22 protein-coding genes and 1 pseudogene are annotated in these 22,897 nt (G+C 71.9%); 18 read left to right on the top strand and 5 right to left on the bottom strand.

Annotated elements, in window-relative coordinates; all coding sequences use genetic code 11:
• Positions 1–59: 59 nt before the first annotated feature.
• The 3 genes from KPF22_RS09075 to KPF22_RS09065 form a co-directional block, all read right to left on the bottom strand.
• On the bottom strand, positions 60–932 hold the full coding sequence (locus KPF22_RS09075) for a dioxygenase (RefSeq protein WP_224401732.1): 873 nt from the start codon (positions 930–932) through the stop codon (positions 60–62).
• A 14-nt stretch (positions 933–946) separates the two neighbouring features.
• Positions 947–2,527 (bottom strand): 4-hydroxyphenylacetate 3-hydroxylase family protein, encoded by a 1,581-nt coding sequence (locus tag KPF22_RS09070; RefSeq protein WP_208823085.1) that lies wholly within the window; start codon positions 2,525–2,527, stop codon positions 947–949.
• 70 nt (positions 2,528–2,597) lie between these two features.
• A complete protein-coding gene (locus KPF22_RS09065) occupies positions 2,598–3,149 on the bottom strand; it encodes a flavin reductase family protein (protein ID WP_208823083.1) in 552 nt (183 codons plus the stop codon).
• A 143-nt stretch (positions 3,150–3,292) separates the two neighbouring features.
• Here KPF22_RS09065 and KPF22_RS09060 point away from each other — a divergent pair, with 143 nt between their 5' ends.
• Complete coding sequence (locus KPF22_RS09060; protein ID WP_062396943.1) at positions 3,293–4,111, top strand: IclR family transcriptional regulator C-terminal domain-containing protein; 819 nt, start codon at positions 3,293–3,295, stop codon at positions 4,109–4,111.
• A gap of 43 nt (positions 4,112–4,154) precedes the next feature.
• Here KPF22_RS09060 and KPF22_RS09055 read toward each other — a convergent pair whose 3' ends face one another.
• On the bottom strand, positions 4,155–4,892 hold the full coding sequence (locus tag KPF22_RS09055; RefSeq protein WP_208823069.1) for an IclR family transcriptional regulator: 738 nt from the start codon (positions 4,890–4,892) through the stop codon (positions 4,155–4,157).
• Between the two features lie 93 nt (positions 4,893–4,985).
• Between KPF22_RS09055 and KPF22_RS09050 the strand changes: the two genes are divergently transcribed.
• The 10 genes from KPF22_RS09050 to KPF22_RS09005 all read left to right on the top strand — a co-directional run bounded on the left by KPF22_RS09050 (position 4,986) and on the right by KPF22_RS09005 (position 16,383).
• Complete coding sequence (locus KPF22_RS09050; RefSeq protein ID WP_208823067.1) at positions 4,986–5,243, top strand: DUF485 domain-containing protein; 258 nt, start codon at positions 4,986–4,988, stop codon at positions 5,241–5,243.
• A complete protein-coding gene (locus KPF22_RS09045) occupies positions 5,240–6,784 on the top strand; it encodes a cation acetate symporter (protein ID WP_224401731.1) in 1,545 nt (514 codons plus the stop codon). The genes KPF22_RS09050 and KPF22_RS09045 overlap by 4 nt, the downstream gene beginning before the upstream one ends.
• Complete coding sequence (locus KPF22_RS33040; RefSeq protein ID WP_208823063.1) at positions 6,781–7,740, top strand: malate dehydrogenase; 960 nt, start codon at positions 6,781–6,783, stop codon at positions 7,738–7,740. Before KPF22_RS09045 ends, KPF22_RS33040 begins: the two co-directional genes overlap by 4 nt.
• Positions 7,737–9,338: a benzoylformate decarboxylase gene (gene mdlC, locus KPF22_RS09035; RefSeq protein WP_224401730.1), complete on the top strand. Its 1,602-nt coding sequence runs from the start codon at positions 7,737–7,739 to the stop codon at positions 9,336–9,338. The genes KPF22_RS33040 and mdlC overlap by 4 nt, the downstream gene beginning before the upstream one ends.
• 47 nt (positions 9,339–9,385) lie before the next feature.
• The gene (locus KPF22_RS09030; protein WP_224401729.1) at positions 9,386–10,849 is read left to right on the top strand and encodes an aldehyde dehydrogenase family protein; all 1,464 of its coding nucleotides are present in this window, start codon (positions 9,386–9,388) and stop codon (positions 10,847–10,849) included.
• 22 nt (positions 10,850–10,871) lie between these two features.
• Entirely contained in the window at positions 10,872–12,065 is a 1,194-nt protein-coding gene (locus KPF22_RS09025) for a DUF3048 domain-containing protein (protein ID WP_224402401.1), read from the top strand.
• Positions 12,066–12,716: 651 nt separating this feature from the next.
• Positions 12,717–14,642 carry a S9 family peptidase gene (locus KPF22_RS09020; protein WP_224401728.1) on the top strand — a complete coding sequence of 642 codons (1,926 nt, stop codon included), beginning with the start codon at positions 12,717–12,719 and terminating at the stop codon, positions 14,640–14,642.
• A gap of 3 nt (positions 14,643–14,645) precedes the next feature.
• Positions 14,646–14,969: a multidrug efflux SMR transporter gene (locus tag KPF22_RS09015; RefSeq protein WP_208823057.1), complete on the top strand. Its 324-nt coding sequence runs from the start codon at positions 14,646–14,648 to the stop codon at positions 14,967–14,969.
• Between the two features lie 74 nt (positions 14,970–15,043).
• Positions 15,044–15,391 carry a hypothetical protein gene (locus tag KPF22_RS09010; RefSeq protein ID WP_224401727.1) on the top strand — a complete coding sequence of 116 codons (348 nt, stop codon included), beginning with the start codon at positions 15,044–15,046 and terminating at the stop codon, positions 15,389–15,391.
• 131 nt (positions 15,392–15,522) lie between these two features.
• A complete protein-coding gene (locus tag KPF22_RS09005; protein WP_224401726.1) occupies positions 15,523–16,383 on the top strand; it encodes an alpha/beta fold hydrolase in 861 nt (286 codons plus the stop codon).
• A 148-nt stretch (positions 16,384–16,531) separates the two neighbouring features.
• Here KPF22_RS09005 and KPF22_RS09000 read toward each other — a convergent pair whose 3' ends face one another.
• Entirely contained in the window at positions 16,532–17,050 is a 519-nt protein-coding gene (locus KPF22_RS09000; protein ID WP_224401725.1) for a MarR family winged helix-turn-helix transcriptional regulator, read from the bottom strand.
• Between the two features lie 91 nt (positions 17,051–17,141).
• On the opposite strand from KPF22_RS09000, the gene KPF22_RS08995 reads away from it, so the two are divergent.
• From KPF22_RS08995 to KPF22_RS08965, 7 genes and pseudogenes are all read left to right on the top strand, one after another.
• A complete protein-coding gene (locus tag KPF22_RS08995; protein WP_224401724.1) occupies positions 17,142–18,113 on the top strand; it encodes an aldo/keto reductase in 972 nt (323 codons plus the stop codon).
• The gene (locus tag KPF22_RS33585; protein WP_224402400.1) at positions 18,110–18,403 is read left to right on the top strand and encodes a Gfo/Idh/MocA family oxidoreductase; all 294 of its coding nucleotides are present in this window, start codon (positions 18,110–18,112) and stop codon (positions 18,401–18,403) included. Before KPF22_RS08995 ends, KPF22_RS33585 begins: the two co-directional genes overlap by 4 nt.
• Positions 18,301–18,801 (top strand): annotated as a pseudogene (locus tag KPF22_RS08985) (gfo/Idh/MocA family oxidoreductase); the annotation flags it as partial. The gene KPF22_RS33585 and the pseudogene KPF22_RS08985, both read left to right, overlap by 103 nt.
• Positions 18,802–19,005: 204 nt before the next feature.
• Complete coding sequence (locus KPF22_RS08980) at positions 19,006–19,728, top strand: alpha/beta fold hydrolase (RefSeq protein ID WP_224401722.1); 723 nt, start codon at positions 19,006–19,008, stop codon at positions 19,726–19,728.
• 162 nt (positions 19,729–19,890) lie between these two features.
• Positions 19,891–21,033, top strand: a complete 1,143-nt coding sequence (locus KPF22_RS08975; protein ID WP_224401721.1) for a Gfo/Idh/MocA family protein — start codon at positions 19,891–19,893, stop codon at positions 21,031–21,033.
• Between the two features lie 227 nt (positions 21,034–21,260).
• The gene (locus KPF22_RS08970; protein WP_224401720.1) at positions 21,261–21,620 is read left to right on the top strand and encodes a hypothetical protein; all 360 of its coding nucleotides are present in this window, start codon (positions 21,261–21,263) and stop codon (positions 21,618–21,620) included.
• Positions 21,621–21,948: 328 nt separating this feature from the next.
• Positions 21,949–22,854 (top strand): NADP-dependent oxidoreductase, encoded by a 906-nt coding sequence (locus KPF22_RS08965; RefSeq protein ID WP_224401719.1) that lies wholly within the window; start codon positions 21,949–21,951, stop codon positions 22,852–22,854.
• Positions 22,855–22,897: the final 43 nt, after the last annotated feature.

Genomic DNA, 22,897 nt, shown 5'->3' with positions numbered 1-22,897 from the left:
CACGGTTGCGCCGAGGGGTGGGGCGGGCCCCGTGCCGGGGCCCGCCCCACCCGTTCGGACTACTCGGGTTCGAGGACGAAGTCGTGGTCCGAGCGGACCTCGTCGCCGTCGCCGGTGGGCTGCGGGTCGAGTACCAGCTCCGGCTTGGTCGCCGAGGCGACGTCGGAGTCCAGGTAGGGGTCACCGGTGAAGAACAGCTGGGTGGTGACCGTGCGGTGCCCGGGGGCGGAGACCAGGAGGTGCAGGTGGGCCGGTCTCCACGGGCTCCATCCCGCGGTCGTGGTGAGCTTCCCGGTCGGGCCGTCCAGCGGGATCGTGTACGGGGCGGGCCGGCGGGTGTGGATCTCGAACCGGCCCTGCTCGTCGCAGGCGACGACGCCGCGCAGGTTCCCGGCCGGGGGCTTCTCCGCGAAGCCGGAGTACCAGCCCTCGTCGTCGGTGTGCCAGATGTCGACCGTCGCCCCGGGCAGCGGCGTGCCGTCGGTGCCGGTCACACGGCCGGCGAGGACGAGCGGGGTGCCGGGCTCGTCCTCGCGCATCGGCAGGGTCGCCGGGGACTGCAGCCGGACCTGGCCGTCGAGCCAGAACGGGCCGAGGATGGTGCCGGTCGAACCCTGCTGGGACTCGGCGGCCACCCGCTCGACCTCGAACTCGAGGTAGACGTCGAGGAACAGCGGCCACTCGCCGGTGTCGGAGACCTCGATGAGCCAGCGCTTGAACGCGTCGAACTCGGAGTAGGTCACCTTGTGGTCGCGGATCGCCGCCCGGATCCCCTCCAGCGCGGCGCCCACGACGGCGGCGACGCGGTCGGCGTCGGCGCCGCCGCCCGCCGCGGTGCGCCTGCTGGACAGGCCCAGGCGGGCGGACTCGGTGGCGTTCGCGCCGGCGAGCCCGGCGCCGGAGGGGACGGTGTCGTGGTCGGTGGTGGTCATGGCGCGCCCCGGGTTCAGCGGCCGTTGCGGCCGAAGAGCCGCACGTCGTCGTTGTTGATCAGGTCGGGCACGGTCCAGCCGTTGAGGTCGTACTCGTCGAGGCACTGCTCGGCGAAGCCCTTCATCGCCGACGCGGTGCCCGACGCCTCGGCGGCGAACAGGAGCTCGGCACGCACGCCCTCGTGGTTGCCGGAGTAGTTGCGCTCGTAGAGCTCGTGGCGCCCACCGAACTCCGAGCCGATCGAGTCCCAGATCAGCTTCATGAGCTTGACCCGGTCGACGGCCTCGTACCCGTTCGAGCCACGGACGTACTTGTCCAGGTAGGGCCGGACCTCCGGGGAGAGGAAGTCCGCGGAGTGGCTGGGCAGGTAGATCAGCGAGGCGCCCAGGTCCTGCATGATGATCTCCTTGACCCGCGGGTAGCCCAGGGTCATGAACCAGCGGTAGGCCAGGCCGTAGTCGAGCTTGGGCAGCTTCGCCCCGCCCACCCACTCGTCGGGGTTGGCGCACATCGCATCCGACAGCGCCCAGAACATGTTGCGCCAGGCGATGACCTCGCCGACCCGGGTCTGCACGCCGCGGAAGTCCTTGGAGCCGGTGACCTCCAGACCCTTCATCAGCAGGCCGGCGATGAAGTCGAGCTTGACCGCGAGCCGGGTGACGCCGTGGAAGGTGAAGCGGTGCAGGAAGCCGGACCCGGGGAAGAACGTCGACGCCTTCTCCGCGTCGCCGTAGATGAACACGTTCTCCCAGGGGATGAGCACCTTGTCGAGGATGAAGATCGTGTCGTTCTCGTCCATCCGCGAGGAGAGCGGATAGTCGAACGGGCTGCCCATCATCGAGGCCTGCTGGGCGTAGGACGGCCGGCAGATCAGCTTCATCCCGGGCGCACCCATCGGCACGGTGCAGACCAGCGAGTACTCGCGCTTCTTGATCGGCAGGCCGTAGTGGGCGAGGAAGTTGAAGTGGGTGATCGCCGAACCGGTGGCGACGACCTTGGCCCCGGAGACGACGACGCCGTTGTCGTTCTCCTCCTCGACGTGCATGAACACGTCGGAGACCTCGTCCGGCGGGCGGTGCCGGTCGACCGGCGGGTTGATGATCGCGTGGTTCCAGTAGAGAACCTTCTCCTGCGACTCCTCGTACCAGCGCCGGGCGTTGGCGGCGTAGGGGTCGTAGAACTCGGAGTTCGCACCCAGGGTGCCCAGGAACGCGGCCTTGTAGTCGGGGGACCGGCCCATGAAGCCGTAGGTCATCCGCGCCCACTCGGCGATCGCCTCGCGGTCCTTCCTGAGGTCCTCGACCGAGTGCGGGGTCCGGAAGAACGGGTGGGTGACGCCGGAGCTGCCGGTGTCGGTGGGGACGGTCAGCTTCTCCGACCGGGTCGGGTCGTGCAGCGCGTCGTAGAGCCGCGCGGTCATCCGCACGGCGTTGCGGAACGCCGGGTGCGTGGTCACGTCGGCGACCTTCTCGCCGTAGAGGTAGACCTCGCGGTCGTCGCGGAGGCTCTCGACGTACTCGTCACCGGTCATGGGCCGGGTCACGCGGCCGTCCGCCCCGGTGGGGGTGGCGACCGAGTCCTGCTGCAGGGTCATCGTCGACTCCTTCGTCGTTCGGGCATGCGGTTCGGGCCGTACGGGCGCACGGCGCCGTGGGGGGTCGTGGTCAGCGGACCGCCGCGCCGGTGATCCAGCTCTGGCCCGCCGGGCCGTCGGCCGAGTCGCCCCAGAGGACGGGCTCGTGGTCGTCGCCGAGGTGGTGGAACCGGCCGGTGTGGAACAGCAGCGGGGCTCCGTCGTGGATCAGGAACTCCTGGACCTCGCCCAGGTAGAGAACGTGATCACCGCCGTCGTAGGCCTGCCAGGGGGTGCAGGAGATGTGCGCCAGGGCGCCGGCGAGCCGGGGCGCGCCGCACGCGCTGTCGGGCAGCCAGCCGACGTCCTGGTTGGGCCGGCCCGCGAAGTGCAGCGCCAGCTCCTTCTGCCCCGAGGCGAGGACGTTCACGGTGAACGGCCGCCGCTCCTGCTCGACGAGCGCGCACAGCCGGGACCGCCGGTCCAGTGACACCAGCACCAGCGGCGGGTCGAGCGACACCGCGGTGAAGGCGTTCACCGTCGCGCCGTGCGGCGTGCCGTCGGCTCCCTGGCAGGTGATGACGGTGACGCCGGTGGCGAAGTGCCCGAGGCACCGGCGCAGCTCTCGCGGGTCGATCGCCATCGATCGCTCCTTCCTGTACGCTCTGCGTACGTACTGCCCGCTTTGCGTTCACGACCACTGTGTCGGGTGAGTTCGCGCTGGTCAACGCCCCTACGGCACCCGCACGGACCGGGTCACGATGAATTGAGAGGAATCCCGTCCCAATGACCCATGTGGCCGACGGTGCCGGCGACCGGGACCGCATCCAGAGCATCGAGCGGGGTTTCGCCGTGCTGCTCGCCTTCGACGCCGACCGGCCCCGGCCGACCAGCTCGGACGTGGCGGCGGCGACCGGCCTGTCCCGGCCCGCCGTCCGCCGCATCCTGCTGACCCTCGAGCACCTGGGCTACGTCGAGCAGGCGCACGGCCACTGGCGGCTGACGCCGCGCGTGCTGTCGGTCGGACAGCGGTACACCGCGACGCACTCGATCGTCGACGCCGCCCGCCCCTACCTGACGCAGCTGGCCGAGCAGACCGACGAGTCCGCCTCGCTGACCGTGCTGGACGGCACGGACGCCGTCTACGTCGCCCGGGTGCCGGTACGCCGGATCATGCAGGTCGACGTCTCCCCCGGCACCCGGGTCCCGGCCACGGCGACCGCGATGGGGCGGGTCCTGCTGGCCTGGGCCGAGGAACCGACCATCGCCCGGGTGCTCGCCGCGGGTCCCCCGGCCTGCACCCCGCGGACCGTCACCGACCCGAAGGCGTTGCGCGGGATCCTCCGGGAGGTGCAGACCCGGGGCTGGGCGCTGGCCGTCGGCGAGCTCGACCCGGACCTCATGGCCGTGGCGGTCCCGGTGCGGGACCACACGGGGACGGTCGTCGCGGCGCTGGCGTCCGCGACCAGCGTCGGCCGGTGCTCACCGGAGAGGCTGGTCGAGACCGTCCTGCCGCACGTACTGGCCACGGCCGAACGCCTGAGCCGGAGCCTCGGACGGCCCTCGGGCTCCCGGTTCGGCGCCACCCGCGACGGGTTCTACTGACCGCGGGCCGGTCCTGCGCGACGGCGTTGACGGAGATACCGGGTCAGGGCGTTCCCGACGGGTCGCCGGACGCGTCCAGGTCCGGGACGACGGCGCCGCGCAGCTGCGCCTGGACGAGGCGGGCGGAGACCACGGCGGCGCTGTCGAGCAGCGCATCGATCTGCCGGCTGCCCGGACGTTCGTGGCCGAAGGTGAGGGCCAGCGAACCGATGGCCCTGCCGGGCGCGGAGCGGATGGGGGCGGCGACGCTGCCCTGGTGCTCGATGACCTCCCCGAACGTCACGACGTAGCCCGCGGCGCGACCGCGGGTGACCTCGGGCCGTTCGTCCGGTCGTGCCTCTCCCCCGGCCAGCACGGCCAGGCCCGGTGAACCGACCTCCAGGGGATGGCGTGCGCCCGGACTGTAGACGACGTTCAGCCGGGCGCTGCTGGTGTCCACCGAGATGAGGGTGACCACGTCCGGCCCGTCGCGGACGACCAGGAACGCGGTCAGGTCGGTGCGGCGCGCGAGGTGGTAGACCTCGCCCTTCGCGACCTGCTGCACCACGGGCAGCGCAGCCCGTCCCAGTGCGGTGGTGCCCGTGCCGAGCACGTACCCGGTGGGCGTACGGGCGATGAGGTGGTGCGCCTGGAGCGTCCGCACCAGGCGGTGGGTGATGGAACGGTGGACGCCCAGCCGCTCCGACAGGTCGGCGAGAGTCAGCGGATACCGCGCCTGGGCCAGGACCTCCAGGATCGTCAGCCCCCGGTCGAGGGTCTGCAGCAGCCCGGTGTCTCGCATACAGAGACAGTGCCATTCTCCGCCGGGTCCGGTCGACCTAGCGTCCCCGCTCGCACCGAAGGACAACGTCCGTCCGTCGAGAGGAACGCACCGATGCGTCACCACGGTCCTGACGACACCGTCGTCTCCGCACAGATCCGCCGCAGTCTGACGACGGGCGCCATCGCCTTCGTCCTGCTGCTGGTGCTGGTCGTACTCATGCTGTTCACGCCGCTCTTCGCCGGCACCGTCGGGGGGATCGGGATCGGCTACGTGATCGGTTTCCTCGACTTCGTCCTCGTCGTGGTCGCGGCAGGGCTGTACGTCCGCGCGCAGAACCGCGCGGAGACCGCCGGGGAGATCGCCCCGTGAACATCACCTCCATCGCCGTCGCCGGCTCGATCATCGCCGTGACGCTGGTCCTCGCATTCCTCGCGGCGCGCCGCACGGCGGACGCGGGCGACCACTACGTCGCCGGTCGTCGTGTGTCGGGCCTGGGCAACGGGCTGGCCCTGGCCGGCGAGCAGATCTCGTCGGCGGCCCTGCTGGGCATCACCGGTGCGGTCGCCCTGACCGGCTTCGCCGGCTTCTACCTCGCGATCGGCATCCCGACCGCGTTCCTGCTGGTGCTGCTCGTGGTGGCGGTCCCGTTGCGCAACCTCGGCCGGTTCACCCTCGCCGACGTGGTCGCCTTCCGGTTCGAGGGCCGGCTGCTGCGCGGAGCGATCGCGTCGACGACGCTCGTCACCAGCGTCATCTACATGACGATCCAGTTCGTCGGCGCCGGTGTGCTGGCCCAGCTGCTGCTCGGGGTGCCCTACGAGCTGGCGGTCGTCCTGCTCGCCGTGCTCATGACGGTGTACATGGTGATGGGTGGGATGGTCGCCGCGACCTACATCCAGATCTTCAAGACCGTCCTGCTGCTCGCCACCGTCTTCCTCCTGCTGCTGTTCGTCGTCGCCCACTACGACTGGAACCCGTTGGGGCCGCTCCAGGTCGCCGCCGAGCGGTTCGGGGACGACGTGGTGAGCGCGCACCCGCTGCCGCTGACGAACTCCCTGAACAACGTGTCCCTGATGATCGGCCTGTGCCTGGGCATCATGGGGCTGCCGCACGTGATGCTGCGCTTCCTCACCACCCGGGACGGGCGGGCGGCGCGGACGTCGGCCTTCTACGGAATGATCATCTTCTCGGTGTTCTTCCTGCTGCTGCCGGTCTTCGGCTACGCCGCGCTCGACATCGTCGGACGGGAGCAGATCGTCGCCGACAGCCCCGGCGGGAACCTCGCCGTCGCACGGCTGGCCGAGATGCTGGGCGGCAACCTGCTGTTCGCCGTGCTGGCGGGCGTCGTCATCGCGACGATCCTCGCGGTGCTCAGCGGCATCGCCATCGCGGCGTCCGGGGCCGCGGCGCACGACCTGTACACCAACGTGGTCAAGCGGGGTGCGGTCGGCGCGAAGCAGCAGCTGCTCATGGGCCGCATCGCCGGCGTCGTGCTCGCCGTGGTCGCGATCCTGCTCGCGTTCGGTGCCCGCAACCTGAACATCGCGTTCCTCGCCAACGTCGCGTTCGCGATCGCGGCCAGCACGCTCACGCCGGTCCTCGTGCTGAGCATCTACTGGCGCGGGTTCAACCGGCTGGGAGCCGAGGTGGCCATCATCGGCGGCCTGCTCATCTCGCTGGTGCTCGTGGCACTCGGCCCGGACGTCCTCGGCGCCGGAAACGCGATCTTCCCCCTGTCCATCCCCGCGCTGGTCTCGGTCCCCGCGGCGTTCCTGCTGGCCGTGGTCGGCAGCGCCGTCGGACGTTCCCGGCCCGGCGTCGCGGGCCGCCCCTACGACGAGGTCCGCGCAGCGGCCTTCCCCCGGCGGGCGGACCGCTCCACCACCCAGGAAACGGAGCCCACCTCGTGAAGGTCGTCATCGTCGGCGGCGCAGGCGGCATCGGGTCGTCGCTCGCCTACAACCTCCTCCGCACCGACACCCCCTACGACGTCGTACTCGTCGACTCCCGGCCCAACATGATCACCAGCCACGTCATGGACCTGCAGGACGTGCTCGCGTTCGGCGGGGCACGGTCGGTCCGCGGGGGCGAGCCGCACGACGCGCTCGACGCCGACGTGGTGGTGCTGAGCGCCGCCGTCCCGCTGCGGCTCAACGCGTCGCGCTCGGTCTTCCTCGCCGAGAACGCCGCGCTCCTCGACGGCATCGTGGACCCGCTCGTCGCGGCGGGCTGGGGCGGGATCCTGATGGTGCTGACCAACCCGGTCGACGCGCTCCTCACCCGCCTGCAGCAGCGGACGGGCCTCGATCCGCGGCGGATCATCGGCTACACCGTGAACGACGGACTCCGCATGCGGACGGGGGTTGCCCGGGCGCTCGACGCCCGGCCCCAGGACGTGGAGACGTGGGTGCTCGGCGAGCACGGCGAGGCCCAGGTCCCGCTCTACAGCCGGGTGCGGCTGCGCGGCGAGCCGGTGGTCCTGACCGATGCGCAGCGCGCCGTCGCGGACGAGTACATGACCACCTGGTACTCCCGGCACGTGGCGCTCGACTCCGGGCGCACCTCCACGTGGAGCTCCGGTGCGGGCGCCGCCGCTCTCGTCGAGGCCGTCGCCACCGGATCCGGCGAGCCGTGGCCCGCCTCGGTCGTGCTCACCGGCCAGTACGGCATCGACGGCGTCGGGATCGGGGTGCCGGTGCGGCTCGGCCCGGGCGGGGTCGAGGAGGTCCTCGAGTGGGATCTCGCCGACGAGGAACGGTCCGCCCTGCGGCACGCCGCCGAGCGCGTCCGCGCCGCCGCGGCGAGCATCGGCGAGCCCGCCACCGACGTCGCGATCGCGGCCGGCACCGGGACGGGCGCGCGATGACGACCGTCCGCGACGCCACGCTGGCCATGCTGCGCCGCCAGGGGGCGACGACGCTGTTCGCGAATCCCGGCTCGACCGAGATCTCCCTGCTCACCGACCTGCCCGACGACCTGGAGTTCGTGCTGGCCCTGCACGAGGGCTCGGTGGTGGGGATGGCGACCGGGTGGGCGCTCGCGCGGCAGCGGCCGGCGGTGGCGATCCTGCACACCACGGCGGGCCTGGGCAACGCGGTCGGCGCGCTGGCGACCGCACAGGTCGACCGGGCACCGCTGGTGGTCGTGGTCGGGCAGCAGGACCGCCGCCACCTCGCGTTCGAGCCCTTCCTCGCCGGGCAGCGCCTCGACGAGCTCGTCCGTCCCCACGCGGTCTGGGTGTGCGAGCCCGTCCGGGCCCAGGACGTGCCCGGAGCCGTGGCGCGGGCCTGGCACGAGGCGAACCTGCACCGCGGCCCCGCCGTGGTGATCGTGCCGATGGACGACTGGGACGCCGAACACGACGGTGCCGCCGAGGCCGCCCCGGTGCGGTCGCTCCGCACCGCCGCTGCCGATCCCGCAGCGTGCGACGCGGTCGCCGAGCTGCTCACCGGGTCGCGGTCCCCGGCGCTGGTGGCCGGGGCGGGCGCCGACGACGAGCAGACCTGGGCGGCGCTGGTGGCCCTCGCCGACCGGCTCGCGATGCCGGTCTGGCAGGAGCCGTTCGGCGCGCGGGCGGGCTTCCCGCAGGACCACCCCCGCTTCGCCGGGCACCTGCCGGCCGGACGCGCCGGTGTGCGCTCGTCGCTGGCCGGGCACGACCTGGTGCTGGTGGTGGGCGCGGCGGCGTTCCGCCAGTACCCCTTCGAGGACGGGGCGCTCGTCGAACCCGGCACCCGGATCGTCGTGATCACCGACGATCCGGACGAGGCACTGCGCAGCCCTGCCGAACTGGCCGTCGTCGCGGCGCCCGCGGCCGTGTGCGCCGAGCTGGCCCGGCGGGTCCCGGCCCGGGACGCGGTACCGGCGGACCTCCGCCGCACCCGGGTCGTCGCGCCGCCCGTCGCCGGCGAGCCGCTGCGTCCCGAGCACGTCTTCGCCGCGCTCGCGGAACGGCTGCCGCGCGAGACCGTGGTGGTCGAGGAGACCCCGTCGAGCCGGGCGTTGCTGCACGAGCTCGTGCCGGCCCGGGCTCCGCTGGGGTTCCTCAGCGCCGCCATGGGCGGCCTGGGTTTCGGACTGCCCGCCGCCGTGGGGGTGCGGCTGGGTTCGCCGCAGCGACCCGTCGTGGCGGTGATCGGGGACGGCTCCTCCCTCTACGGGATCCAGGCGCTGTGGAGCGCGGCCCACTACGGCGTCGGAGTGCTCGTGATCGTGCTGTCCAACGGCCGCTACGCGATCATGGACCGGCTCGCCGGGGGCCGCGGTTCGGCCACCGGCACACCGGGCGCGGCCCCGTGGCCCGCGTTCGAGGAGATCAGCATCAGCGGGCTGGGGACCTCGCTGGGCTGCGAGTCCCACAGGGTGGTCGACCACGGCGACCTGACCGCGGTGCTGGACAAGGTCGTACCGACGCTGGAGCGGCGCACGACACCCCTGGTGCTCGACGTCACCGTCGCACCGTGATCCGCCCCGACCCGGGTTCCACCGGACTACCACGACGAGGTGACAGCATGAGCTTCTTGGACGCCGTCCGCTGGCAGGGGCGGATCTACTCCGGGGGGTGGGTCGAGGGCGGGGCGGGGACCTACCCGTCCGTCGAGCCGGCCACCGGCGCGACCCTGGCCGAGGTGGGCGCGGCGTCCGCCGCGGACGTCCGCACGGCGGCGACCACGGCCGTCGCCGCCCAGCGGGAGTGGGCCGCGCAGCCGTACGACGCCCGCGCCGCGGTGCTGCGCCGCGCCGCGGACCTGTTCGTCGAGCACGAGGACGAGATCCACGACTGGCTCATCCGCGAGTCCGGGGCGATCCGCCCGTTCGCCGGCTTCCAGACGCGGGCCGTCGCCGCCGAGGAGTGCCGCGAGGCGGCCGCACTGGCCGCCCACCCCTACGGCAGGCTCCTGCGGTCGACCCAGCCGCGGCTGTCGATGGAGCGGCGACGCCCGGTCGGGGTCGTCGGCGTCATCGCGCCGTTCAACGCCCCCATCATCCTGGCGATCCGGGCCATCGCGCCGGCGCTCGCCCTGGGCAACGCGGTGGTCCTCAAGCCGGACCCCCGCACCGCCGTCAGCGGCGGAGTCGTGTTCGCGCGGGTGTTCGAGGAGGCGGGGCTGCCCCCCGGGCTGCTGCACGTGCTGCCGGGCGGAGCGGACGTCGGTGCAGCGCTGGTCGACGACCCGGAGGTCCCGGTCATCGCCTTCACCGGCTCGACCCGGGCCGGGCAGGCCATCGCCCGGGCCGCGGCGGACCGGCTCAAGCGGGTGCACCTCGAGCTCGGCGGCAACTCCGCCCTGGTCGTGCTCGACGACGTCGACCTGGACCGGGCCACCTCGGTCGGGGCGTTCGGCTCGTTCAACCACGCCGGCCAGATCTGCATGGCGTCCAGCCGTCATCTGGTGGCGTCCGGCATCGCGGCGGACTACGCGGCGCTGCTGGCCGAACGGGCCGAGAAGCTTCCCGTCGGCGACCCCGCCTCGGACGCGGTCGCCATCGGCCCGCTGATCGACGCGGGCCAGCGCGACCGGGTGCACGAGATCGTCACCGGCAGTGTGTCGGCCGGGGCACGGGTGCTCGCGGGCGGCAGCTACGAGGACCTGTTCTACCGCCCCACCGTGCTCGGCGACGTGCCCCTGACCGCGCCCGCCTACGCGGACGAGATCTTCGGGCCGGTCGCGCCCGTCGTCCCCTTCGACGACCTCGACGAGGCCGTCCGGCTGGCGGCGGGGACCGGGTACGGCCTCTCGCTGGGGATCCTGACCCGGGACGTGATGAAGGGCCTCGCGCTGGCCGACCGGATCCCGTCCGGACTGGTCCACATCAACGACCAGACGGTCAACGACGAGGCGGTCGCCCCCTTCGGCGGGGTCGGGGACTCGGGCAACGGATCGCGCCACGGTGGCGCCGAGGCCAACATCGAGGCGTTCACCGAGACCCAGTGGGTCACGGTCCGCGGTGACCTGCCGCAGTACCCGTTCTGAGCACCGTCCCGCGCCCGAGCGGATGGTCCGGGGCCGCCTCGCGACCTGCGACCTCCGCTCGGCCGGGTCGAACCCGACGGGCCTGACCCGGCGTCGTCCCCGAGCAGGGCTCGACACCGGCGTGAGCGAGCACCCGGGCCGTCTCGGCCGCGGTCGGCCGGCGGCAGGCCCCGGGACCGGTCCGGCACCGGCTCGCGCTCGGCCGGGTAACCGGAGGACGCACGACGGGGCGGAGTACGGTGCGCCGGTGCGTGGGAACCCGGCGGTGAGAGCCCTCGTCGGACTCTTGCTGGTGGGCGCCGTCGGATGCGCTCCGTCCGTGCCGGTACCGCCACCGGCGACCGCTCCGGCGCCGCCCGCGCCGCTCCTGTCACCACTGACCGGGCTGCCCTCCGAGCCCGGAGCGAGAGTGTTCGCCGTCAAGATCGACAACACCGCGCAGGCGCGCCCGTGGGACGGCGTCGAGTTCGCCGACGTCGTCTACGTCGAGCCGGTCGAGGGCGGCCTCACCCGGCTGCTCGCCGTGTTCGCCTCGCAGCTGCCGGGCTCGGTGGGGCCGGTGCGCAGTGCCCGGGAGACCGACATCGGCGTGCTCGGCGCCTACGGCCGCCCGGCCCTCGTCTTCTCCGGCGCCGCACCGCCGGTCCTGGACCAGCTCGTCGCCGCGCCGCTGGTCCCGGCCGTGCCCCGCGGGTTCCCGGCGGCGTTCCGGCGTGACGACCGGCGGCCGGCGCCGGTGAACGTCTACGTGGACCTGGCGGACCTCCGCGGCCGGGTGCCGGAGGCCGGGCCGGTCCAGGACATCGGCCTGCGCTTCGGGCCGGCGCCGGACGGCGGTGCCCCCGCCCCGGAGCGCACGGTCCGGGTGGGTTCCACCGCCGTCACCGTCACCTGGAGCGCACCCGACGACGCCTGGACGATCGCGACCGGCGACGAGATCGCCGTCGCCGGTCCGGACCGGCGGCCGGTGCGGGCGGACACGGTGGTCGTGCAACGGGTCGGGGTCGTCGAGTCCTCGGTCCGGGACAGCGCAGGCTCGGCCTCCCCGATCGCGCTCACCGTCGGTGCGGGCGACGCCGAGGTCCTGCGTGACGGCCGTTCGTTCCCCGCCCGGTGGTCCCGTCCCGCCGCGGGCGACCCCACCCGTCTGACCGCGCCCGATGGTCGTGAGGTGCCCCTGCACCCGGGACGGACCTGGGTACTGCTCGTCGCGTAGGCGGTCCGCCCGGGCATCGTGCGGTGTCGTTCCACGGTCGCAGGGCGCAGGTCTCACGACGGCACCGTCGATCGCAGGGATTCCGCTGGACGCCGCCCGGGTGACCGCGACGTGGCCGACCCGCCGTGCCGTCCGGCCCGTGGACCCGGGTGTCTCACGACTCGGCGCACCGCCGGGACCGACCCGCGTACCGGACGGGACGAACGGCCCCGCGACGTGCTCCTGCAGCGGCTGTTCGGCGTGGACGCGGCGGCGTGACGCTCGAACGCGGACCGGTCGACCACGCCGGACGCGATGTCGCGCCCCGATCCGGTGGTGGAGGACGCCCGGGGGCATCGACACCGCAGGTGGACTCCTACCGGTGCTCCGGCTCCCCACCCGGCAGCTCCGAGGTGCTACCGGACCGGGACCTGACCTGCGGCTGGGCGATCGCCCAGCCACCCGGGAGCTTCACCCGTTCGAGGTCATGCCACGTCGCACCCGCCCTGACCGGGGCACCAGCCCCGTACCCGGTCGACGGCGACGAATCCCGCGTCGCGCGCCGCGACGCCGGTGCCGGCGGGGCCGAGGTCACACCGGCAGGTCTTGACCCGGCCGCGACGGCATGGATTCGACTGCACCGTGTCCGCCCCTCGACCCCGGAGGTCCGCCATGACGACGACCGCGCCCGACCTGATCACCGTCGAGCAGTTCTTCGCCCCGCCCGCCCGCATCGACGCCCGGATCTCCCCGGACGGCACGACCGTCGCCTACCTCGCCCCGTGGCGGGACCGGCTCAACGTGTTCGTCCGCGACCTCGACGGCGACTGGCCCGAGACCGACTCCCCGGACGACCCGGCCGCCCGCCGGCTCACCTCCGACGACCACCGCAGCATCGACATGTTCTCCTGGAGCCCCGACTCACGGCACCTGCTCCACCTGCAGGACACCGACGGCGACGAGAACCACCACCTGATGCGCGTCGACCCGGCCCGGCCGGACGAGCCCGCCGTCGACCTCACCCCGTTCCCCGGGGTCCGGGTGCTGGGCACCCAGTTCTGCGCCGACCGGCCGGCGTCGGCCTTCGTCCAGCTCAACGCCCGCCGCCCCGACCTGATCGACCTGCACGAGATCGACCTCGACACGGGCCGGTCGACCGTGCTCGCCGAGAGCCCCGGCGACGTGACCGGCTGGCTGCGGACACCGACCGGACGGATCCTGTCGTTCGGCCTCGCCGAGGACGGCACCCACCTGCTGTCGGAGTGGACCGGTGGTACGGCCCGCCCGGTCATCAGCTTCTCCGGCCTGGACTATCCCTTCGGCGTCCTGCCCTGCGTGCCGACGCCGGACGGAGCAGGGCTGTGGATCGGCACGCCGCGAGGCTCGGACCGCACCCGGCTGGCCCGGCTCGACCTGGACACCGGCGAGCAGAACGGGGTGGACAGCCACCCGGTGTTCGACCTGGACGCCCAGCGCCCCACAGCCGACCCCCGGTTCGCGCCGCCGCTGATCGTGCACCCGGCGACCGGTGAGCTGCTCGGCGCCCGCTACCTCGGCACCCGTCAGGTGGTCCACGCCCTCGACCCGCACTTCGCCGAGGTCCTGCCCCGGCTGGCCGAGCTGTCCGACGGCGATCTCGCCCACGTGTCCTGCGACGACGCAGGCCTGCGCTGGGTCGTGGACTTCACCCACGACCGCGACCACCGGGTCACCTGGTTCTACGACCACGCCACCGGCACGGCGCGGCGCCTGTTCCGGCCCCACCCCCATCTCGACCCGGCCCGGCTGGCCCCGGTCACCCCGGTCACCGTCCGCTCGCGCGACGGCCTCGACCTGCCCTGCCACCTGACGCTGCCGGTCGGGGTGGAGCCCCGGGACCTGCCGACGGTGGTGCTGCTGCACGGCGGACCCTGGTACCGCGACAGCTGGGGGTACGACCCCGAGGTCCAGCTCCTGGCCGCCCGCGGCTACGCGGTGCTGCAGGTGAACTTCCGCGGCTCGACCGGCTACGGCAAGACCTTCACCCAGGCCGCGATCGGCGAGTTCGCAGGGCGCATGCACGACGACGTCATCGACGCCCTCGACTGGGCCGTCGAGCAGGGCTGCACCGACCCCGGCCGCGTCGCGATCTACGGCTGCTCCTACGGCGGCTACGCCGCCCTCGTCGGCGCCGCCTTCACCCCGGACCGCTTCGCCGCCGCGATCAGCTACACCGGGATGTCCGACCTCACCGACCTCACGAGGTCGGTCGTCCCCTTCGCCCGCAAGGCCGTGCGGAACAGCTACGGCCGCTACATCGGCGACCCCGACGACCCGGCCCAGGAGGCCGACATGCTCGCCCGTTCCCCGATCAGCCGGGTCGACGACATCAGCGCCCCCGTCCTGCTGATCCACGGCGCCAACGACGTCCGCGTGCACCGCCGCAACGCCGACCGCGTCGCCGAGGCGCTACGGGCCCGCGGTGCCGAGGTGGAGTACCTGCTCAACGAGCGCGAAGGACACTGGTTCGTCAACCCGGACAGCAACATCGAGCTCTACCGCACCCTGGAGCGGTTCCTGGCCCGCCACCTCGGCGGCCACGCCGCCAGGGAGGACTGACCCGTGCCCTATCTGCTCCTGGCCGGGGCGATCGTGCTCGAGGTGGTGGCCACGATCAACCTGCGTCTCTCCGAGGGCTTCACCCGACTCGTCCCTGCGGTCCTGGTGGTCATCGGCTACGTCGGTGCGTTCGGCCTGCTCTCCCAGGTGCTGCAGGCCGGGGTGCCGGTCGGGCTCGCCTACGGGATCTGGGCAGCCGCCGGGGTTGCGCTCGTCGCGGTCATCGGCGCGGTGTTCCTCGGTGACACTCTGACCCCGGTGCAGTTCGGCGGCATCGCGCTCGTCATCGCCGGTGTGCTCGCCCTCGAGCTCGGAGCCGCACATTGACCGAACGGCGCCCTCGCACAGGCATCGCTACGGCGGATCGGTGCCGCGCCCGCGGACGATCGGATGCTGCGCGCGTGACCCGAGATCTGCAGCCGCGGACAGCCACTGCCGCACTCGACGACGAACCGGCCTGGTGCAGGTCCGAGGGCACGGCCGCTCCACAACCCTGTGACCGCATCGGCATCGCGCGCATCGGCTGGGTCGTCGGGGTCGAGGCCGAGACAGCGCAGCGCACCGTCGAGGTCGGAACCGTCATACCGACAGCGCCCACTGCCGGCGCCGTCACCGAGGCCCGTTCGCCCAAGTTCCACCGCACGCCCCCCGACGCCGTGCAGCTCGACCGACGGGCCATAGCGGACTCGTCCGCTGTGAACGACGTCCTCGATCATGCCGAGTCCCTCGCCGTCGAGGGAGTGGCCTGATCGTGACGGTTGTTGTCCGTCCAGCCACTGGAGCTCGCGGAAGGCGATCGTCGATGCTGGGTCGCTCGACGCGCGAGAGCGTGTGTCGGCTCGGGTCACGGGCAAGCGTTGCTGGAAGGAGCGTGTTCTCCATGTCGATGAGCGCCCCGGTCGATGGGTTCACCCTGAGCTTCGACCGTCTGGGATCGGTCGGTCGGCCGCCGGTGGTCCTGCTTCATGGTTGGCCTGGGGACCGGACGGACATGGCGTCCGTCGCCGAGAGACTTGGGGACGAGTTCGACGTCGTCGTGCCGGACCTGCGCGGTTTCGGCGCCTCGGACAAGCACCTCCGCGACCCCGGCGACCACTACAGCCTGGTGGCCCAGGCCCGCAGTGTCACGGGACTGATCGAAGAGCTGGGGCTGTCCCGAGTCGTGCTGGGCGGTTACGACATCGGAAGCAGGGTCGGTCAGCAGCTCGCGAGGGACAGGCCCGACCTGCTCAGCGCCATGGTCATCACGCCACCAGCTCCAGGCGTCGGGTCACGGATACTCGACGAAGGTCCGTTTCGCGAGTTCTGGTATCAGTCATTCCATCATCTCGACCTGGCCGAGAAGCTCCTCGACGGGAACCCCGACGCCGTGCGGGACTATCTGGAGTACTTCTGGACCCACTGGTCCGGCCCTGACTTCATCGTGGACGCCGCCCGGCTCGAGCACCTGACGTCGGCGTACGGCCCTGCCGGCGCATTCGTTGCGTCGATCGGCTACTACCGAGCAGCCGGAGACGTCGTGGCGCGCTACCTGGGCGAGACGGTCCCCGACGAGAAGATCATGGTCCCCACGACGTTCCTCTGGGCCGAGCACGACCCCCTGTTCCCGGGCGCCTGGTCCGACCGTGTCGGCGAGTTCTTCGCGCAGGTCACCGTGCAGCCCGTGGATGGGGTCGGCCACTTCGTCCCGGTCGAGGCGCCCGACACGTTCGCCGGCGCCATCGTGCAGGCGAGCAAGTAGGACCCTGAGGTGGTGGCGGGGTCGGCGAGTCCAACCCGCGGCCGCCGCCGGCATGGCGCCGACGCGACCATCGCCTCCGACGACCCGGGCGCCCGCGTGATCGTCGTCGTGGGGCGGGGTGAGGCACGAGCCACCGCGATCTCGATCGTCATGTGCCGGACGGAGCCGACGACGTCGGGTCGGGATCGAGCGCCCCTCGGCCGATGGCGGCGTCGACCGCGGTGCCGATGCGCTGCAACGCCGCCAGTTCGTGGGGTTCGAGCAGGTCGATGAGGTACTCGCGGACCGCTGTGACGTGTCCGGGAGCCGCGGCGACGACCGTCTCGTAGCCCGCCTCGGTCAGCGTCGAGCTGGTGCGTCGGCCGGAGCCGGGGAGCCGGGCCCGGCTGAGCAGTCCGCGCTTCTCCAGGCGTCCGACGACATGCGACAGGCGGGACAGCGACGCCGACGTCCGCGCGGCCAGGTCGCTCATCTGCAGAGTGCGCTCCGGTTCCTCGGACAGGACCGAGAGCACCATGTACTCGAAGAACGTCAGGGTGGTCTCGCGCCGCATCCGTGCATCCAGGGCCGCGGGAAGACTGATCATGATCGCGGAGTTGGCCAGCCAGGCCGCTCGCTCCTCGCGGCTCAGCCATCGCGTCTCCGACGCCGCTGCGGTTCTCGCCATGCCCCCACCCTAGCGACTTGTTGACCCTTCAATTCGAAGCGAGTAGATATTGAAGCGTCAAGTTCGAACTGGGTCGAGGGAGGACCATCGGATGCACGTCACGTCGCTGGGAGCGCTCGAGGTCTCGCGCATCGGGTTCGGGGTCATGGGGATGTCGGCCTTCTACACCGGCGCCGGCCGTGGCGACGCCGAGTCGATCCGCACCATCCGTCGTGCAGTGGACCTCGGCATCACCCACCTGGACACCGCAGAGGCCTACGGGCCCTACGTCAACGAGGAGCTGGTGGGTCGCGCGCTGCGGGGCCGCCGCGACGAGGTCGTTCTCGCCACCAAGTTCGGCCTCCTCTCGCACACCGGCCGACCGGGCCCGGACAGCACGCCCGCCGGCATCCGTGCGGCTGTCGACGGGTCGCTGCGGCGACTCGGAACCGACCACATCGACCTCTACTACCAGCACCGGGTCGACCCGGACGTCCCGATCGAGGAGACGGTGGGGGCGTTGAGCGAGCTGGTGGCCGCGGGGAAGGTACGCCACATCGGACTGTCGGAGGCGGCGGCAGCGACGATCCGCCGCGCTCATGCCGTTCATCCGGTGGCCGCCGTCCAGACCGAGTACTCGCTGTGGACCCGCGACCCCGAGGTGGACGTGTTGCCCACGCTGCGTGAGCTGGGGATCGGTCTGGTTCCCTATGCGCCGCTCGGGCACGGGTTCCTCACCGGTCGCATCCGCTCCCTCGACGGCCTGGATGCCGCCGATTGGCGCCGTACGAACCCTCGGTTCATCGGCGACAACCTCACGCGCAACCTCCGCATCGTCGACGAGGTATGCGAGGTCGCGGTCGACGTCGGAGCCACGCCCGCACAGGTCGCTCTGGCCTGGCTGCTCGCACAGGGCGACGACATCGCGCCCATTCCGGGCACCACGCGTGTCGACCGGCTCGAAGAGAACAGCGCCGCGGACGGCATCCGACTCGACGCCGGGCAGATCGCCCGGCTGGACGATCTGACGCCCGCGTCCGGTGATCGCCATGCCGCGCCGGACATGGCCGCCATCGACCGCTGAGGAACCGGACGACACGGCACGAAGAGAGCGCCCGCAGCGCAGCCGAGGCCTTCGGCGCTCAACGGTGGTGTGCCGACCCGCTCGAGCTCGTCCACGATCCGTCGATCGACCTGGTCACCGTGGCCGTGAAGGTCCCGGCCCACCGCGAGCTCGTGCTCGCAGCCCTCGCGGCCGACAAGGCCGTGTACTCCTGCCGATCGCTGCGGGCCACGTTCTGGACGTCGTCGAGGCGGTTCTCGGGGACATCACCGAGATCGATGCGCGCACCGAGCTTCTCTGGCCACAGGTGACGCTGGTGGACACCGGCGCGATCTCCCTCCGGGAAGTGCCGGAGCACCTCGACGTCATCGCCAAGACCTCGTCGGACGCCCCGGTCGGGGTGCAGATCCTGGCGGGCGTGCCCGCGCCCGACGCCCACTTCAGCCTGGAGGTCCGCGGATCGGAAGGCTGGCTGAAGCTGACCGGAAATCACCCCGCAGGTGTCCAGGTCGGCGACCTCGCGCTGTCATCGAACGTGGACTTCACCGCTCCGGACAGCCCCGCCGCCGGCACCGGCCGACCGCCGCCGCGATCTGGAACGGTGCATCCATCAATGTGGGCGAGGTGTACGCCGGCCTGGCGCGCGACATCCCGAACGGCACCCACCACACCCCGGGATTCGGGCACGCCGTCCACAACAGCCGCCTGATGGCCCGAGTCGAACAGGCCGCGAGAACTGGTCATCGGCAGTCGTGACGTATAGGGCGACCGATGCGGAGCTCAGGCAGCGGACGTAGATTCGGGCACGCCGGACGGCGGTACCGGCCCATATCCCCGATCCGGGGTCGTCCTCCTTCCCTGAATCGGCCGACCGGCCGTTCGACCACGACAACACTCGACTGGAGAGTCCGAAATGCCAGCTGTCCTCGTTCATGGTGTACCTGATACCCACCGGATCTGGGACACCGTCCGCCTCCGTCTTCGACGCGAAGATGTTGTGACGATCGACCTCCCCGGATTTGGGGTACCCGTACCAGCCGGATTCACGTCGACCAAGGAAGAGTATCTCGATTGGCTCACCGAGAAGGTCGAAGAACTCGGAGAACCCGTCGACCTGGTCGGTCACGATTGGGGCTCCCTACTCACAGGCCGTCTCGCATCTGTCCGACCAGATCTGGTGCGGACATGGACAGGCATCAGCGGACCGATCGATCCGGAGTATCCGTGGCACTACCTTGCCAAGATCTGGCAGACGCCGGGTGAGGGCGAGCAATGGATGGCGGACCTCGACCTCGAGGCGTTCGCAGCAAGCCTCAACGAGGCGCAGATGCCGCGCGACGCGGCCTACGAATCGGTCCGGCATCTCGACTCCACCATGCGAGCAAGCATTCTGGCCCTTTACCGTTCGGCGATCGAGGTCGGGGCGGAGTGGAAGCCAGGCCTGAGCGACGTGACCGCACCAGCGCTGGTGATCTGGGGCCTGGACGATCCGTTTCTTCCGCACCGCTTCGCCGATGAGCTCGGTAATGCCACACGCGCACGTGCCGTCTTCAAGCTGCGTAGCTCGCACTGGCCGATGCTGGAGCGTCCGGCCGATGTCGCGCGCGAACTCGAGGCCCACTGGGCTCGCGTGTAGAACCTGCGCTCGAGCCACTCGGGGCCCACTCCCGCGGGCGCTACGCGAACGGCAATCATTGCTCCCCGCCATGAAGCCCGAGAGCCCACGCACTTGTCCGGCAACAGATTCTCGTGACGCAGCCCGGAGAACGTTGCCGGGCTCCACAAGGCGGAGCATCCTGTGACGAATTCAGCAAATGCCCGGATCGGCGTCGGCCTCATCGGGGCCAGTGCCGGTCGAGGTTGGGGCGGTACTGCTCACGTCCCGGCGCTGCAGGCGCTCGACGCTTTCCAGATCCGCGCCGTCAGTACGACTCGTATGGAGAGCGCGAACGCGACCGCTCGTCGGCTGGGCGCCGATCTCGCCTTCGACACACATGAGGCTCTGGTCGTGCGCCCGGAGGTCGACCTGGTGGTCGTTGCGGTCAAGGTGCCGGAGCACAAGCAGATTGTTTCCGATGCACTGGCCGCGGGCAAGATGGTTTATTGCGAATGGCCGCTCGCGAGAAACCTGTCGGAGGCCGCAGTGCTGGAGGAGCGTGCCCGCGAGCGGCGGCTGCGGACTGTTGTCGGGCTACAGGGCGGCCTGCACCCGCCGATCCGCTTCCTTCGCGACCTCATCGCGCAAGGCGTGATCGGCACGCCGCTCAGCACGAGCATCCGAGCGCATCTGACCGACGACATGTGGGTCGGCCGATATGATCCGCCGGTCGAGTACATGGCTCATGCGAAGCATGGGGCCACGCTTCTGAGCATCATGGTCGGCCACGGGCTCGAACCGCTTGCGCGCGTGCTGGGCACGTTCGAGAGCCTGTCCGCCGTCGTCGCCAATCAGCGCGGTGACGGCGTCCGCCTCTCCGATGAAACGTCGCTGCCGAAGGACGCGCCGGATGAGATTGTCGTCGCCGGCGTTCTCGAAAGCGGGATCGTCACTTCGCTGCACTACAGTGCCGGGCAGTCTGCCGGCTCGGCGACGGTATGGGAGATCCAGGGCACCGAGGGCAGTGTGCGTGTGGAATCGGCGTCGGGCTACATTCATTTCACCGACCTCACCATCACGCTGCGCCGCGGCAGCGAGCCTGTCCACGTGCTACAGGTCCCCTCCGCTTACGCGGCTCCTGACCTGCGACTCGACGCACCCGCAGCGGGGGTCGCCCGCCTGTACGCCCAGTTCGCCGCCGACCTCCGCGACGGAACCGCCGATGCGCCGGATTTCGCGGCAGCACTCGACCGCCACCGGGTACTCGAGGCGATCACACGGGCCGCTGGACAAGGTCATCGGCAGCGTCTGTCCCGCCCCGACCGGATGAACCCCGATCTGTGAACCCGAGCGAGGCACTGCCGCGGGACCCGCCGAAGACCACCACTCCTCTCCGACGGCGGCCGCGCCCTCGGACGAGGAGACCACGAAGAACGACCGCCCGCGCACCACAGCGCCGCGGACGGCGACGCCGAAGCCGGCCGACGAGATCGCAGGTCGACAGCGGCTGGCGGATCGACGGACGGAAATGGTTCGCCACCGGAGCCGACGGTGCGGCGTTCACGATCGTCATGGCCCGCAGCTCCGCCGAACCCGGCGACCGCGGCGGTGCCCTGGCGAACCTCGACGTCGGCGCCCGCGTCGCCGTGTGCGGCACCATCGGCCTGCCGCCCGACGGCGAGGCCGACGGCCCCCGGATCGAACGCCGGATCCTGGTCAACCGGATCTCCATGCAGGGATTCCTGGCGACCGATCACCTGCACCGGATCGACGGCGTCATCGAGGAGCTGGCCGGATGGCTCCGAGCCGGCCGGATCAGGCATCGGGAGGAGATCTCCCCCGTGTTGACCGACGCGCCCGCGGCCCTCGTGTTGCTGGAGGGACGGAACACGGGGAAGTCCCTGGTCCGGGTCGCCGACATCGACCCGTGACGAACGGAGCACGTCACCACGACGAACAGTCCGATCCGCGCCGGCCTCATCGGGCCCGGCACCCGTGCGAGCCGGGCGGGTGGGCCCCCGTCCCCGCACTCGCCGCGCAGCCGACACCGACGATCGCGAAGGTGGTACCCCACCGTCGGCCGACGTCCGAACCACGACCGATCCGTGCCCGGATCCGCTCGCGACACGACGCCGCCAGGAAGAAGCCGACGTCTGTTCGCGGCGGAACCCCCACCTCGAGGCCGTGGTTCTGCCACCACGACACCCCGTTGCAGCGCGCGGGCCCCACACGACGGATGGAACAGGGAGAGCAGCAGTCATGAGAGCAGCGGTCATCACGTCCTTCGGCGCGGCCGACGTCCTCCACGAGGCCGAGGTGGACACCCCGGTACCGGGACGCGGCCAGGTGCTGGTCGAGGTCCGCGCGGCGGGGCTGAACCCCGCCGAGCTCCTCGCCCGGTCCGGCGGCTTCGATCTGCCGGCTCCGGCGATCATCGGGTTCGAGTTCGCCGGCACCGTCGCGGCGCTCGGCGACGACGTCACCGGGATCGAGGTCGGTGCGCGTGTCGCCGGCTGGCCGGACGGCTTCGCGCAGGGCTCCTACGCCGAGTTCACGCTCAGCAGCAACTACACGATCATCCCCGACGGGGTCTCCTTCACCGATGCGGCCGCGACCGTCATCGCCGCGGACAACGCGGCGCGCGGACTCTCGCTCCTGCGGCCGGATCCCGGGGAGACGATCGTCGTGACCGGGGCGAGCGGAGCTCTCGGTGGCGCGGCCGTGCAGTTCGCCCGGCTGCAGGGACTCACCGTCATCGGGATCTCCGGACGGTCCAGCCTGGGGTACGTGGAGAGCCTCGGGGCGATCGCCGTGGAGCACGGCGACGACCTCGCGGACCGCGTGCGTGCGGTCGCTCCCGGCCCGATCGACGCAGCACTGGACACCGCGGGGAAGGGACTCGTGTCCACGCTGCTCGACCTGCGCGGCGGCACCGGGCGCGTCGTCACCCTGGCGGATCCGGCCGCGGCCGCCCAGGGTGTCACGTTCAGCGCGGGGCACCCCGGCAACCGGGACACTCGCCCGGTGCGGGAGGCGCTGGAGCACATCGCAGCGGGGCGGTGGCGCACCCGGATCGCCCGTACCTTCCCGCTGCGCCTGGCGGCGGAGGCCCACCGGGCGCTGGAGGCCGGACACACCGGGGGCAAGCTGCTGCTGGTCCCGTGACAGCCGGGGCCCGGAGCCACGACCGGGTCCTGGGGATCGATCC

It is taken from the genome of Pseudonocardia sp. ICBG1034 (assembly GCF_020131375.1).
GTDB lineage: Bacteria > Actinomycetota > Actinomycetes > Mycobacteriales > Pseudonocardiaceae > Pseudonocardia > Pseudonocardia alni.
The sequence above is the reverse complement of the archived record's forward strand: the minus strand, read 5'-3'. Positions and strand labels throughout refer to the sequence as shown.